We start from the raw sequence: 13494 nt of genomic DNA, 5'->3' as shown, positions 1-13494 counted from the left end.
AGACCTCGACGCGCGGTTCTCCCAGGACACCTGACAGGACCGCCTGTCAAGCGGTTGATCGTCGGGTCAGTCGCCGCTCTTCTCGTGGTAGACAAGGCGGGCGGACACCTCCGATGTCGTCCCCAGCCGCCGTCCGGGCGGCAAGACGTGTCTGGCCGCACGATCAGTCAGCACGCACTCATGGAATCCGGCGATGCTGGAGAAGGCCGTACGATCGAAGCTGAGGTGGCTGGAGAAGGTCGACTGCGCGAATGCGGCCAACCCGCCGAAGGTCGCCTCGTCGAACGTGGCGGCCCCGGGGAAGCGGGCGCGTTCGAAGCCGGCGGCGGCGACGCGGCCATCGGTCAGATCGAAATCGACCAGGGCGGCGCCGGTCAGGTCCAGGCTCATGCCCTCCCAGAAGGCGGGAGGCATCAGGTGCTGGCCGGCGGGCCGGTCGTCACGCACATGGGCAGCCAGGATGCGCTGCGCCGTGAGCCGCACCCGCAGTTCGCCCTCCCGATCGCCTGCCTTGCCGGACGGGGCGGGCACGGCGGTGGCTTCGGCGCCGGGTTCGCCCCGAAGACGCGGCCAAGGCGGCCTGCGGCGTTAGGCGGGCGGGTCGTCCGAGCCGCGTCGGCTGGCAGACAGGTCAGGCTTGTCGTCGGTCCAGCGGGCCTTCTTGATCGCCATGAAGGAACGGGTTTCCTTGATGGTCGTCACGAACGCGAGCGGCTCCCCCGTAGCCGTGTTCACGATGAGCCGGCCCTCCCCATTGCCATGCGGGAGGCTGACGGCCTGGCCGGTGCGGCCCAGCGGGTCGGTGACCTCGCCCTCTGCCTTCACACCGGGCAGCGCGGCGAGCATGCGAAACGCCGCCGCCCGCACATTGGGCGGAGCGGGAAGATCCATGATGATGTGCACGCCGGTGTCGTAGAGTTCGGCGTTCACGTCCATGTGCGCGTATTCCGCGCCCCGCTGCTTGGCGATGACCGTCTTCAGGTAGTCCCTCAGGCCGTCGGGGGTTGTCGGCAGTTCGCTCAGCGCGGCCCGCGTCATGGGCTTGCCCACCGACGAGTCGGTTTTGTCGCCGTCCACCCGTTTGGTCACGGGCTCGCCCGGCTTGCTGTGCAGCGTCACGCTCCGCGTCTCGAAGGACTTGCCGCGCGTGGTGACGGTTGTGCCCGGGTAGGTCCAGCTGCGCGGAGAGCCGGCCGCTTGCCACGCCTCCTCGTCCTGCGGCGTCGCCGGTTTGATCCCCAGGTTCTGGTTGATGAACCAGGTGGGCTTGCCGGGTACTTGAGAAACCCACGTCTCCAGCAAGGTGATCATCTCAAGGGTGTATTTGCCGCCAGGTTCGACGCGCTGCTTGCCGGCAACGCCGTTGCGGACCCAGTACGCCCCGTCCGCAGGTGTCTTCGCGGCCGAGGTCGCGGCCGCCAGGAGGACCTGCTGGGCCGACAGCTTCTTGGCGAGCTGTGCGGACGGCGTCTTAGCGGCGGGCCGCGTACCCGGCGCTCCTGCCGAGGTTCCCGACGTGACCACAAGGGTCACGGCCGCCGCGGCGCCGAGCAGGCCCACGCCCAGAGCGGTCCATCGGGCCGTCCGCATCGCCCGGCGTTTGTCCTGGTGAACAGGGTTTTCTTCGGTCATCTCAAGGCTCCTCAGGTTGGCTGGTTTCGGCGTACTGGCGAAGGCGGTGGCGAGCCGGGTCCGGCCGTCCGCCACCACCTCGGGGGAGACGGGCGGTGCCGAGAGCAGCTCCCGGATCGCGGTCAGGTCATCCATCTGCTCCTCCAAACATGGGATTGACGCCGCCGAGAGCGGCTCTCAGCTTCTTGCGGGCCCGGTTGAGCCGGGACCCGACGGTTCCCGGGGGTATGCCGAGGGCCTGCGCGATCTCCTCGTAACTGAGCTCCGCCAGCGCGAGGAGCACCAGCACGTCGCGGTCGGCATCGGGGATCGCGCCCAGGGCGGACGCGAGTTGCTCCTGCACGCCTGCGGCCGTCAGACGGCGAGCCACCAGATCCTCGTGCCCGGCGTCGACGGCGTCGACCGCGTCCTCCGCCGCCGTACGACGCAGGGTCTGCAGCTGGCGCGACTCGCTTCTGCGGTGCTGCGCGACGACGTTGGTGGCGATGCCGTACAGCCAGCCGCGAACGACGCCACGGTGCGCGTCGAAGCGTGCGCGGCCGTGGAAGGCCGCCAGGAAGATCTCCGCAGTCAGGTCGTCGGCGGTTTGCGTGCCCAACCGGCCGGCGACATATCGATGGATCTCCGCGAAATAGCGGTCGTAGAGCGCCTCGAACCGCTCGGGGATGCGGAGGGACTCCTTGAGCAGGTTCGCGTCCTCGGTTTCTCGCGGAAGATCGCTCACATCCTGTAACGCGCTCATACGAATTCCTCCGCTCCTCCCTGCGGGAACGCTTTACGGGGTCGCGTGGCTGTTGTGGTTGGTCTTCGGATCACATCTCTACTTGGCGAAACCTCAGATTCTTCTTCACGCCCCTACGGCCGTACTTGTTGGTGCTGTGGCCGGGAGGTTCACCGGCGGGATCCACGCAGGCTCCGGAAGAACTGGGCGAGGTGTTCACGAGTGTGGTTTTGCGCGATCGGGAGGCCGTCATCGCAGGTCAGAAGCTACTTCGTTGGATTTTCCACCCACCAAGCCGGTTACGGTCACCACCAGCCGCCACGCCAGCTCCCTGAGGGCGGGGATGACCGCCGCCTCGCCGGGACCGGCTTCCGCCAGGTCGAACACGGTGCCCAGCATCGCCCCCCTCGCCAGGCCGGGGGAGGGGGACCCGCCTCCCGGCCAGTACGCCACGATCGGCCAGTTCTACAACTCCATCGGCAAGGGCCTCAAGCACCTCGACGAGACGCTGGGCCCGGCTCTGTGGACGAACCACCGGCGCGACCTCCAGTACGTTGCCGCGTACTGGAACGTGGACGGCGGCGGTGCCCATCGATCCCCTCCACCCCCAGCCCGGCCTGGACGAACTCCCGCACTACACCAAGTTTCGGGGCGCCTGCCACGCGGCTGCCGTGCCTTGCCACGGGCATCCTTGACGCGGTGGTTGCCCCGGCCTGCCCCGGCATTGAGCCGTGGGCCGGTAGATGTGGCCGCATGAGCAGACACACTCCGTGGGACAAGGAAGCCGCCGCCCGCGTGCAGTCCGCGGCCGCCAAGGACCCTAACTGCCCCAGCGCCCGTGACAGGGGTTGAGGAGCCTGCGGACAGCCGTTGGGGGTACCCGCGAGTAACTTAGCTGGACGCTTCGGCAGGGCCCTCGGCCGGGATGAGCGGGGGGTTCCGGCTGGCCGGGCAGCAGCCCGGTCAGCGCGGTTCGGATGGCGGCCCGGCTCACTCCATGCGCGCGGGCGAGAGCCGCGATCGAGGTGCCATGGTCGACGAACGCCGATCGAACCTCCTCAAGTCGGGAGCCGGCCAGTGCGGGCGGCCGCGGTTGCGGCCTTCGGCTTCGGCGGCGGCGATCCCTTCGGCGGTCAGCTCGTTTTGCAGGTCGCGCTGGAATTGCCCGACCGCGGTGATCACGTTGATGAGCAGCGCTGTCGTGGCGTCGTTGGCGGCAAGGTCGTGGAAGTTCGACAGGGGGCCTGACAGGACGCCCAGGGCGACGCCGCGGGTCTGGCACCAATCGCGGACGGCGTGGATGTCGATCAGGTCGCGGCACAGTCGGAACAGCTCCGAGACCGTCAGGACAATCGCCGGGTACGCGGCGGCGGCGACGGCGAACGCGGGCCGCTCCAGCGCCGGGACCTTCGACGTGGTTGCCGGGTCCTCGAACAGCAGCACCCCTTCGGCCGGGCGGAACCCTTCGGCGACGCCTTCGGTCCGCACCAGCAGTCCGGCCTCGGTGAGGATGTGCCGCTGCCGCAGCAGGGACTGGGTGGCGGTGGAGGAGCGGGAGTAGACGATCCGCACCGGCGGCTCCTTGGACATGAGGGACGGGAGCCCTCCCTCTACCTGCCGGGAAATCCTGTCGTCAATTCGGACTCGAAAACACCTACCAGGAGCGGTGTTTTATGCCGTGAAGTCTGATTTTCCGGGCCGCGGGGAGTCTGGTCGGCGGGGTGTCGGGAAATCGCCTAATCCCGACAGGCCGGCCTGGTAGTCGGCGAACGCCGCAGCGTACTGGGCGGGCACGCCGGGGCTGATCGCGCCGCGGCGCCGGCTCGTGTCCGCCTGCTATCACCGCCAGACACACGAATCTGCCGGCGGACTTGACCCTGACGCTGCGTCAACCCTGCATGCTGGCTGTCATGTGCATCCCGCCAACAACCGATCAGGTCCAAGGGCCCGCAATCCACGTGCAGGGCCTGGAGAAGTCGTACAAGGCGTTGCATGTCTAGGCGAAGTTGAGAGCAGGATCAGAGCATGCTGACCATCAGTCAATTGGCGGCGTATGCCGGCGTCACGGTGCGGGCGGTGCGGCACTATCACCAGATCGGACTCCTGCCCGAAGCGGACCGGGATGCCTCGGGCTACCGGCGCTACGGCGCAAAGGCAGTCGTGTCGCTCATCAAGATCCGAATCCTCGCCAACGCTGGCGTGCCGCTGTCTCAGATCGGTCAGATGCTCCAAGCCGACGCACCGACCTTTGCCGAAGCGGTCCAACGGATCGACAGTCGCCTGCATGACGAGATCGAACGGCTTGAGACCAGCCGCAAGCAGATCGCGCAGCTCGCCGCCGGGGACAGTCTGGCGCTCCCGCCGGAGGTGATCTCCTACCTCGATCTGCTTCGGGAGATCGGGGTAGGAGAGCGGATGGTGGAGGCCGAGCGGGACGGGTGGATCCTGGTTGTTGCTGCCTCCTGGCCCGAACACATCCCCGCGGTTATGGCCGCAAAATTCGCGCAGCTCAACGACCCGCAACTCGTTCGGCTCTACCGGATCCTGTCGGAGATCATCGAAAACGACGACGCAGGCGACGACGACCCGCGTCTGGCAGAAGCCGCCGATATCATGGCCGGCCTGGCCGAGCAGGCATACACCTCCGGCGAGATCAACCCCGACGAGGTCGCGCACGACGACCTACCGATTGACCTTCTGGACGCACTTGCCGTCGAGTCCGACCCGCGGGCGGAGCGGCTGCTGGACCTGATGCGCGAGCGCGGCTGGTCCGGTTGGCACCGGATGGAGCGGCTGGCGGAGCCCTCCGACTAACCTGCGGGCGTCGTTTCACACCTGGACGTCGACTACTCATGTCGGCGGGCGACAGGGTGCAGGACCAGGCCGGTGGAGCGCGGCGTAAGGCCGGCGTCGCCCCGAGACAGCAGGGTGGCAGCCAGCCACCGTCCGGTGCACCTGCTGCGAGCCGGTGTACAGCTCGTCGCCCGCCCGATGGCCACCTGCGTGTCTTCTGCGAGTAAGGGGAAACCATGACCAGCCAGCAATCCACCTGGACCGGCATGGTGCCGGTCGATGACACCGTGCTGTACGTGCGCGACACCGGCGGGCCCGGCCATCCGATGGTCTACCTCAACGACGCCTATGCCGACCAGTCGCACTGGCGGGGCATCATCGCTGACCTCGGCAGCGACTGCCGGCACATCACCTACGACGAGCGCGCCCGCGGCAAGTCGAGGCTCTCGGCGGACTATTCGTTCGAGGGCGCCGTCCGGGACCTGGCCACCGGCACACACCAGCCACCGCTCGCGATTCACCTCTGAGAAAGGCAGACCATGACCATCAAGCGATCCCCCTGGACCGGTATGGTCCCGGTAGACGATACGGCCTTAGCCGTCACCGACACCGACGGCGACGGTGTCTCCGTGATCTACCTCAACGGCCACGCCGCCGTTCAGTGGCAATGGCGGCGGGTCCTTGCCGAGTTGGGGACGGAGTGGCGGCATATCACCTACGACATGCGGGGGCGCGGTAAGTCGAAGCGCTCGGCGGATTATTCGTTCGAGACGAACATCCGAGATGTCGATGCTGTCCTCGCGGCCCGGGGTGTGGCCCGGGCGGTGGTGGTGGGCTGGTCCTATGGAGCGTTTGTCGCGGCGCACTGGGCCAGCCGGAATCCGGCCCGTACCGTGGGCGCGGTCTTGGTGGAGGGCGCGCAGCCCTACGACTGGTTCGACGAGTCCATGGAGCCGGGGATGCGCAAGATATGGAAGCGGATCTGGTGGCCCATGCAGCTGCTGCGGCCGTTCGGTATGGCTCCGCGGATGACCAGCGACCAGCTGGCAGACAGCAACATCGAGGTCGGCAAGATCGCCCGCGAGCGTGACCTGGGCCCCGTGCTGGACAGCATTACCGTCCCGGCGCGCTACGTGGTCGCTTCCGGGGAGTCCTTCGGAAGCCAGGGCGGGCACGAACGGATACGCGCCAGCCTCCCTGCGGTGACTGCCCGCAATCCGAACATCCAAATCAGCGCGAAAGTCGCCAGCAACCACGGTTCGATCCTGCGTAAGGACTATCGCGCCATCGCCGAGGCCGTACGTGAGGTCGCCGCCCTCGACCACGAGGGGAACTGAGGACGCCGCCGTCACGGTGAATCCCGCACGGGAGCATCCTGATAGCCGCCGGCGCAAAGCCAGAGGTCTACACGCCCTCTAACTAATATCCCTTGAGTTCCTTCGAGCTTCCTCGGCCTCTCTAGCCCCAGGACCTGGGCTTATCTGCTGGTGCTCCGGCTTCTTCTGGTGTTGATGAGATTTCGGGGATTCTGAAGGTCTATCGTCCTGGTCGTTCGTCTTGCTGTGAAAGTGAAGGCGAGGTGGCTGGAGTTGGCGCTGGCGGTGGTGAAGGATCTGCGGGTGGCACGTGCCCCGGCCACCGTCGATGACCTGGAGGCGCTGGAGACCGACGTGCTGGCCGGGTTCGTGCTGGCCCGGGCGGCGGCGGGGTTGTCGGACGGGACGATCTCCTCCGACGTGGTGCATCTGGAGCAGGTGCGGGCCTGGTTCGGCCGGCCGCTGTGGGAGATGGGGCCGGCCGACGCCGATGCGTACTTCGGCAAGGCGCTGCGCGGCGTCGCGAAGGGCACCCGGCTGGCCCGGGCCCAGGCCATCAAGACGTTCTTCCTGTTCCTGGAACTGCGGCACAAGGTCGAGATCCACCAGATGACCGGCCGCGTCGTCGAATGCCCGATCGACGAGATGAACCGGCCGCGCGGCGGCGCGCAGGGCAAGCTGCGCATCCCGCCCACCGTCGAGCAGGTGGGCCGACTGTTCGCCGGGTGGCGGCAGGAGCTGACGACCTGCCGGAAGTTCGCCCCGACCGCCCGCAACTACACCGCCTGCCGGCTCATGTCCGCGGTCGGGCTGCGCGTCAACGAGGCCTGCAAGCTGGATCTGGCCGACCTCAAGTGGGACCTGGGCCGCTTCGGCAAACTGCACGTCCGCCACGGCAAGGGGGCCCGCGGGTCCGGGCCACGCGAGCGGATGGTGCCACTGATCAACAACGCCGCGGCGACGCTGCGCTGGTTCGTCGAAGACGTGTGGGGCCAATTCGGCGACGACCACACCCGGCCCGGGGTCGCGCTGCTGCTGTCGGAGCGCAAGAACACCGACGGATCGGTCGCCCGGGTCGGCGATGAGACGCTCCGGGCCGCACTCGCCAAGGCCGCGGCCGCCCACCTGCCGGAGTGGGCCGATGTCCTCACCCCGCACGTGCTGCGGCACTTCTGCGCCTCTCAGCTCTATCAGCAGGGCATGGACCTGATCGCCATCCAGCAGCTGCTCGGCCACGCCTGGATCGCCACCACGATGAAATACGTGCACGTCACCGGCACGCACGTCGAAGACGCCTGGGCCGCAGGTCAGCAGCGTGCCGCCGCCCGCCTGACGGGACTCGGGAAGGGAGTGACACCATGACCGCACATCCCGCCGGACCGGCCAGCGACTACTGGGCCCGACACGAGCTGGCGTGCGCACTCACGCTCGGCGCCACCGGACTGCCCTGCGTCCAGGCAGGAGTCGAGCTGCTCATCGACACCGACGTCTGGCTGCATCGGCCCGACTTCGTCGCCGAGTACATCACCATCGACGCCGGCGTCGCCACCGCGCTGGCGTTCGTCGACTGGGACGGGGCGATCGCAGCCCTGCAGGAGGGCCGCCTGCCCTGCAGCGGCGGCGAACGCGCCGTCTTGCGGATCGCCGCGAGCATGAGCGGCGGTATCCCAGTCGACTTGAATGACACGTTGACCAGCCTGGATGGCGTCAACCTCGCCCTGACCGCGACCGCGATACGGAACGCCGCCGGACATCGGGCCGGATCGGCCGCCCTCTGGAAAGAGGCCGAGAACACATGAGATGGAACCTGCGGCTGGCCGCCGCCAACCGCGGCATCTGGAAAGCTTCTGAGCTGCAGCGGATGCTCGCCGAGCATGGCCTGAAGATCAGCGCCGGGAAGATGTCCGGCCTGTGGTCGGGCGAGCCGGCCAGCATCAAGCTGGACGACCTCAACGTCATCTGCGCTGTCTTGGGCTGCGGAGTCGAAGAGCTCCTCATCCCGGAGCCCGGCAAGGTCAGGCGCGTCGATGACGGCCAGGACAAGCAGGTCACGGCAGCAGTCTCGGGCGGCCCGCCCGTGGTTCCGAAGCGGAAGGACAGTCGTTCTCTGCCGCCTGCGTGACATGCCGCCGCGACGGGTTCTGCATGGTCCACAGAGCTGCATGGACTGCCTGGCCTGGGGAGTCCTCGGCGCTCGCCGATGCTCGTCCTGCGCCGTGCTTCGACACTGTTACCCGGACAGCGAGGGCGAATGCGCCGGGTGCGGCTGGACGGTCGCGCTAAAACGGGGTTACTGCAGGTTGTGCTGGCAGCAGGCCGCTTATGAGTCGAAGGCCGCAGGTGGCCTGCCCCGCGGCGCGGTCTCGGTCCTGGAGTCCGGGGAGAGACTGCCGTTCCAGCAGCTGTTCTTCGACCGGATGAAACGACGCCGTCCCGATAGCCCGGACCATGAACGGGGATGGCGGTCGCGGCCCAAGCCGCCCCCGCCGCCTGCGGCCCGGCCCGCCGAATGGTGGATCCAGCTGAGGCTGTTCGAGGCACCCCGGGACTTCACCCGGTTCGACGAGAGCGCCAATGTCGATCTCGCCAATCCGTGGCTGAGCTGGGCGCTCTATCTCGCTTATCGGCGGGGCGAGGCGCGCGGCTGGCGACGTGGTGTTCGATTCGCTGTCCAGCGCGCTCTGACCATCGTGTTGTCCCGGCATACCTGCCTCGACATCGTCTACTACTCACAGGTGTTCCCCGCGCTGCGCGCGCTGGACCTCACCGTCGAGCGGACCGTCGAGGTGCTGCAGGAGATGGGCGTTTTCGTCGATGACCGGCCGCCGGCCTTCGACAGGTGGCTGGAAGCCAGGCTCGAAGGACTCGCCTCAGGCATCCGAGACGACGTCGAGGCCTGGGCGCGGGCGCTGCGCGACGGCGCACCCCGGATGAAGCCCCGCAACATCAAGTCGATCTGGATCCAGGTGAACCGGCTGCGCCCCACGCTGCTGCGCTGGTCAGACCGATACGACCACCTGCGGGAAGTCACCCGGGAGGACCTCGCCGCGGTCCTCGACGGCCTGCAGGGATTTCACCGCTCGAACTTCCTGGTTGCGGCACGATCGTTGTTCGCGTTCTGCCGCAAACGACGCAGTATCTTTCGCAACCCGACCCGCGGCATCCGCATCGGCCAGCATCCCTATGGCCTCATCCAGCGGCTCGACCAGGACGACATCGACCAGGCGACCGAAGCCGCCACCACCCCGGCCGCCCGGCTCGTGCTCATGCTCGCCGCCGTTCACGCCGCCCGCACCGGCGCCATCCGCTCCCTGCTCCTCGATGACGTCGACCTCGGCAACCGACGGCTCACCATCGCCGGCCGCACCCGCCCCATCGACGAGTTCACCCATCAGATCCTGCTCGAATGGCTCGATTACCGGCGGACCCGCTGGCCGAACACGGCCAACCCTCACCTGTTGATCAATCGGCTGAGCGCCCTCGACACCGGCCCGGCCTCCAAGATCTACTTCTCTAAGAAGCTTCGCGGTCAGGCTGCGACACTCGAACGCCTGCGTGTTGATCGGCAGCTTGAAGAAGCCCTCGCGCATGGACCGGACCCGCTCCACCTCGCCGCGGTGTTCGGCCTCGACCCCAAGACCGCCATCCGCTATGCCGAGAACGCCCGCGCCCTGCTGGCCACCGCAGCCGAAGAGCAAGACCCCGCCAGTCGCGACGAACCCAAGGGTCGAAACGGTCCATGAGGGATGAAGACCCTTCAGTTCAGGCTGAGGAACCTTCAGTTCGCATGAACTCTGGGACTTCTCCGGGGTTGAGGAACCGGCAGACAGCCGTTATCGATAAGAACGATCTTGCTAGGACGCTGAAGCGGGACGCGGGTGGGATAGCTTCTGGTCAGCGTCCCGCGAGTGCCGCGTAGGCGGTGGAGCGGCCGATCTTGAGGGTGCGGGCGGCCTCGGTGATCGAGACACCCTCGTCGACCAGGCGGCGTGGTGTGGCCAGTTCGGCGGGGCCGATGACGCGCGGCCGGCCGGTCTTCTTCTTGCCGGGCAGCATGGCACCAGTGGATTCGCGGCGCTTGGCGGCGGCGATCCCCTTGGCCTGGCGCTCGGCGCGCAGCTCCAGCTCGTATTCCGCGGCCGCAGCAAGGACCGCGAGCATGAAAGGGCCCTCCTTGGTGCCCAGATCGAGTTCTTCGTCAGCGACACTACGGTGATGCCGCGGTCGCGCAGCTTGTTGACCGTGGTCAGCACGTGCCCCGCTGAGCGTGTGGGTGCCGAAAATCACGTCCGACGGTCCCACCTGCAAGTCTTTGACAAGCAGAGATCCTTTCTTAAACGGACGCTCAAGCGATGTTGTGCAGATCCGCGTGTCTGCCAATAGCGGGTTCCAGGCGGCGTGGTTGAAGTGAACGATTGATCCGATGACGTGGCCGTGGCGCAGCGCCAGGGTGCGGTCCCTTTCCGAGTTGCCGTAGATATCGCAATAGATCTGCTGGCCGTCGAATACGTTCAGAAGCACACCAGGTTCTCTATCCGCACTGGCATCCCCAGCGGCAGCGAAGGCTCCAAGGGCTCGTCCAGGGGAAACGTCCGACCAGTCGAATCGGAACGGACCTTCGTTCGGTTCCGATGGGATCCGGCCGATCAGCTCGAACGTGACGATCGGCTGCCCAGGGCGGTGGACATGCAGTTCCAGCTTGATGAAGCCGTCGAGGTCCTCGCGGGTCAGGTCGCCGGTTTCGCGCAGTCTCGCTTCGGCGGCCTCCTGCGCGGCAGCAAGGGTTCTGAACACGTGGCCGATGTCGATCCATTCGGAGTTGCTGATCCGCGCTCCCTCGCGCAGCAGGGCGAACGCGTACGAGCGCGGGCTCGTCTCCAGGGCCGGCGGCGGACCGGTCTCGGCCTCAAGCGTCTCGAGGCAGGCGTCCGCTTGTTCGTCGAAGGGGTCGCGGCGCAGTGCCTCGCGGTAGGCGGCTACCGCGCCGTCGCGGTCGCCGAGCCAGGCGAGAGCGTGGCCGAGGTGGATCGGCACGAGCGGATCTTCGGGATCGGCGTCCAGCGCCGCCCGTGCGGCCTCGGCGGCGCGTTCGGCGACCGGGCGGCTCACGTCGTCCCAGTCGTCTTCCTCCACGCCGTTGAGCGGCGGGCCTTCCAGATCGTAGTCCCAGCCGGAGTTCAACTGGTTCTCCACGTCGGTGCAGAGGCGCAGCTCGAACGCCGCGATCAGGCAGCGGCCTATCGCCACCGCCGCGGGATCGGCGTGCTCGGCGGCGTCGTAGCAGGCGCGCGCCTCGGCGAGCAGCGCACCGATCTCGTCGGTGCCGTGATCGTCCCAGAAGCGGTAGGCGCACTGGGCGAGGAGATCGAGGGCACGTTCCACGTTCATCAGGGAAGCCTGCCATATCCGGAATATGCCTGTGTTATCCGTGCTCTTGTCTCGCCACCTATCCGCGCGAAGCCGTGATCGATCATCCTCGTGCCGTCACCCTGGAAGGAAGCTCGCTGTGAACCTCGCTGATCTCGCCCGCGTGGGCGACGAAGACCTCGCCGGAGAGGCGTCCGCACCGGAGGCGCGGACGCTCATGCACGCGATCATGTCCGAGGGGCGGGAACCAGTTGGCCGCGCCCGAAGATACGACGGTGGCTCGTGGTGGGCTTGGCCTCCCTGGTGACGGCCACGGCGATCACTGCCGGTACCAGCCTGGTCGGTGGCCCGGTGACGAGTTACGCCAACACGGCCGTCTCCATCAAGAAGACCGATGAGTACTTCAGTGTGAGCATCACTGACCCCACGGCCGACCGTCATCGCTTTGAGGAGGCGTCCGGGCGGTCGAGCTGAACATCACGGTCAAGGCGGAACTGCGGCGCCGTCCGATGTGGGGAAGCTGGTCTGCCCCATCATCCCGGACGGCTTCAAGTGGCACGGAAGCATCGGTACACAGGGGATCACACCGTGTTCATCGGTTTCTGCGCGAAGGTGTGGATGCCGACCGGCTTTCCCCGGCCGTGTGGTGTTGACGTCGGCCGTCCCGCCAAGCCGGGCAAGCGTGCCGGTCCTGCCTGGAGAGGTCCCGCAGGAGGGTGACAGGATGACCCGGCAGTGCGGGGCGTGCGCTTGATCTGGCGCGGGCGAGTGCGAGCGCGGCCTCGAACTGCGGGCGTACCCTCACCCTGGCGAAGATTTTCTCGGCGAAGATCTTGCGACGGGCGATGCCGTGCGCGGCCAGCGTGTTCAGCTGTGACTGCAGTTCCTGGGTCAGGAAGGAGCAGCGGGCGTAGCCGATCCGGATGTCGGCCGGTCGTCGCTGAGCGGGGCGGGCGGCGGTGTCGGTCAACTCTCCACGTCGCATCACGATCAACCATTCCAGCGCGAACGTTGATCATTCGTCGGACGCTCCCAAGCCGCCCGCGGTCACGACCTTGAGCTCGTCCAGCGCTTCCCGCATCAACCGCGACAAGTCATATTCCTCGTCCGCCACGATCCAGCGCTCGAAGCCGACTTTGAAGACGGCGACACCCGACTCGGCGGCCAGGCTCGCGGCCGGCTCCGTCACCCCGTGTCGGCGCAGGGCGTCGGCGAGAGCAGCCGAGATTGAGGCGAGCTTGAGCAGGTCGCGCTCCTGGAGCTCGGGGTTCGCCATGATCACAGCCTGTCGGGTACGCACCCAGTCGCGTTGGCCGGTGAGCATCTCGGAGATCGCATCAAGACCCACCGCCAGCGCGTCGATCGGCGCCACGGACTTCAGAGCATCGGAGACCGACCGCACGAACAACTCCTGAAACTCGCCGGAGGTGGCGAACAACGCCTCGCGCTTGTCGGCGAAATGATTGAAGAAGGTCCGTTCCGTGAGCCCGGCGCGTTTGGCGATCTCTGTCACGGTGGTCTGCTCGTATCCGCGCTCGCTATAGAGCTCCAGCGCTGCTGTGGCCAGGCGCCCGCGCGCGTTCGGCTCCCATCTGCTCATGGGCAGACCCTACGTGATTACAGGGACTGAAGTCACCTGTTAAGGTCGATTGCAGTAACTGAAGT

General features: G+C 67.4%; 16 protein-coding genes. 8 read left to right on the top strand and 8 right to left on the bottom strand.

The window, feature by feature from the left end:
- Nucleotides 1-66: 66 nt before the first annotated feature.
- From ABEA43_RS40130 to ABEA43_RS40110, 5 genes are all read right to left on the bottom strand, one after another.
- Complete coding sequence (locus ABEA43_RS40130) at nt 67-531, bottom strand: pentapeptide repeat-containing protein (protein WP_345570414.1); 465 nt, start codon at nt 529-531, stop codon at nt 67-69.
- 57 nt (nt 532-588) lie between these two features.
- A complete protein-coding gene (locus tag ABEA43_RS40125) occupies nt 589-1767 on the bottom strand; it encodes a CU044_5270 family protein (RefSeq protein ID WP_345570412.1) in 1179 nt (392 codons plus the stop codon).
- Nucleotides 1760-2374 (bottom strand): RNA polymerase sigma factor, encoded by a 615-nt coding sequence (locus tag ABEA43_RS40120; RefSeq protein ID WP_345570410.1) that lies wholly within the window; start codon nt 2372-2374, stop codon nt 1760-1762. The genes ABEA43_RS40125 and ABEA43_RS40120 overlap by 8 nt, the downstream gene beginning before the upstream one ends.
- 228 nt (nt 2375-2602) lie before the next feature.
- Entirely contained in the window at nt 2603-2752 is a 150-nt protein-coding gene (locus ABEA43_RS40115; RefSeq protein WP_345570408.1) for a hypothetical protein, read from the bottom strand.
- A gap of 591 nt (nt 2753-3343) precedes the next feature.
- Entirely contained in the window at nt 3344-3943 is a 600-nt protein-coding gene (locus ABEA43_RS40110; RefSeq protein ID WP_345570406.1) for a recombinase family protein, read from the bottom strand.
- 435 nt (nt 3944-4378) lie between these two features.
- Here ABEA43_RS40110 and ABEA43_RS40105 point away from each other — a divergent pair, with 435 nt between their 5' ends.
- The 7 genes from ABEA43_RS40105 to ABEA43_RS40075 all read left to right on the top strand — a co-directional run bounded on the left by ABEA43_RS40105 (nt 4379) and on the right by ABEA43_RS40075 (nt 10205).
- Complete coding sequence (locus ABEA43_RS40105; RefSeq protein ID WP_345570404.1) at nt 4379-5167, top strand: MerR family transcriptional regulator; 789 nt, start codon at nt 4379-4381, stop codon at nt 5165-5167.
- Nucleotides 5168-5382: 215 nt separating this feature from the next.
- A complete protein-coding gene (locus ABEA43_RS40100; protein ID WP_345570402.1) occupies nt 5383-5673 on the top strand; it encodes an alpha/beta fold hydrolase in 291 nt (96 codons plus the stop codon).
- 12 nt (nt 5674-5685) lie between these two features.
- A complete protein-coding gene (locus ABEA43_RS40095; protein WP_345570400.1) occupies nt 5686-6483 on the top strand; it encodes an alpha/beta fold hydrolase in 798 nt (265 codons plus the stop codon).
- Nucleotides 6484-6708: 225 nt separating this feature from the next.
- The gene (locus ABEA43_RS40090) at nt 6709-7824 is read left to right on the top strand and encodes a tyrosine-type recombinase/integrase (protein ID WP_345570398.1); all 1116 of its coding nucleotides are present in this window, start codon (nt 6709-6711) and stop codon (nt 7822-7824) included.
- Entirely contained in the window at nt 7821-8261 is a 441-nt protein-coding gene (locus tag ABEA43_RS40085; RefSeq protein ID WP_345570396.1) for a hypothetical protein, read from the top strand. The genes ABEA43_RS40090 and ABEA43_RS40085 overlap by 4 nt, the downstream gene beginning before the upstream one ends.
- Nucleotides 8258-8584: a helix-turn-helix domain-containing protein gene (locus ABEA43_RS40080; RefSeq protein WP_345570394.1), complete on the top strand. Its 327-nt coding sequence runs from the start codon at nt 8258-8260 to the stop codon at nt 8582-8584. Before ABEA43_RS40085 ends, ABEA43_RS40080 begins: the two co-directional genes overlap by 4 nt.
- A gap of 178 nt (nt 8585-8762) precedes the next feature.
- On the top strand, nt 8763-10205 hold the full coding sequence (locus tag ABEA43_RS40075) for a hypothetical protein (protein ID WP_345570392.1): 1443 nt from the start codon (nt 8763-8765) through the stop codon (nt 10203-10205).
- A 151-nt stretch (nt 10206-10356) separates the two neighbouring features.
- Here the strand turns inward: ABEA43_RS40075 and ABEA43_RS40070 are convergent, their stop codons facing one another.
- On the bottom strand, nt 10357-11850 hold the full coding sequence (locus ABEA43_RS40070) for a recombinase family protein (protein WP_345570390.1): 1494 nt from the start codon (nt 11848-11850) through the stop codon (nt 10357-10359).
- A 261-nt stretch (nt 11851-12111) separates the two neighbouring features.
- On the opposite strand from ABEA43_RS40070, the gene ABEA43_RS40065 reads away from it, so the two are divergent.
- Nucleotides 12112-12303 carry a hypothetical protein gene (locus ABEA43_RS40065; RefSeq protein WP_345570388.1) on the top strand — a complete coding sequence of 64 codons (192 nt, stop codon included), beginning with the start codon at nt 12112-12114 and terminating at the stop codon, nt 12301-12303.
- A gap of 118 nt (nt 12304-12421) precedes the next feature.
- Here ABEA43_RS40065 and ABEA43_RS40060 read toward each other — a convergent pair whose 3' ends face one another.
- Together ABEA43_RS40060 and ABEA43_RS40055 are read right to left on the bottom strand one after the other, a co-directional pair.
- Complete coding sequence (locus tag ABEA43_RS40060) at nt 12422-12799, bottom strand: recombinase family protein (RefSeq protein WP_345570386.1); 378 nt, start codon at nt 12797-12799, stop codon at nt 12422-12424.
- Nucleotides 12800-12844: 45 nt separating this feature from the next.
- The gene (locus ABEA43_RS40055; RefSeq protein ID WP_345570384.1) at nt 12845-13429 is read right to left on the bottom strand and encodes a TetR/AcrR family transcriptional regulator; all 585 of its coding nucleotides are present in this window, start codon (nt 13427-13429) and stop codon (nt 12845-12847) included.
- Nucleotides 13430-13494: the final 65 nt, after the last annotated feature.

The sequence above is a fragment of the Nonomuraea rosea genome (assembly GCF_039539705.1).
GTDB lineage: Bacteria > Actinomycetota > Actinomycetes > Streptosporangiales > Streptosporangiaceae > Nonomuraea > Nonomuraea rosea.
The sequence above is the reverse complement of the archived record's forward strand: the minus strand, read 5'-3'. Positions and strand labels throughout refer to the sequence as shown.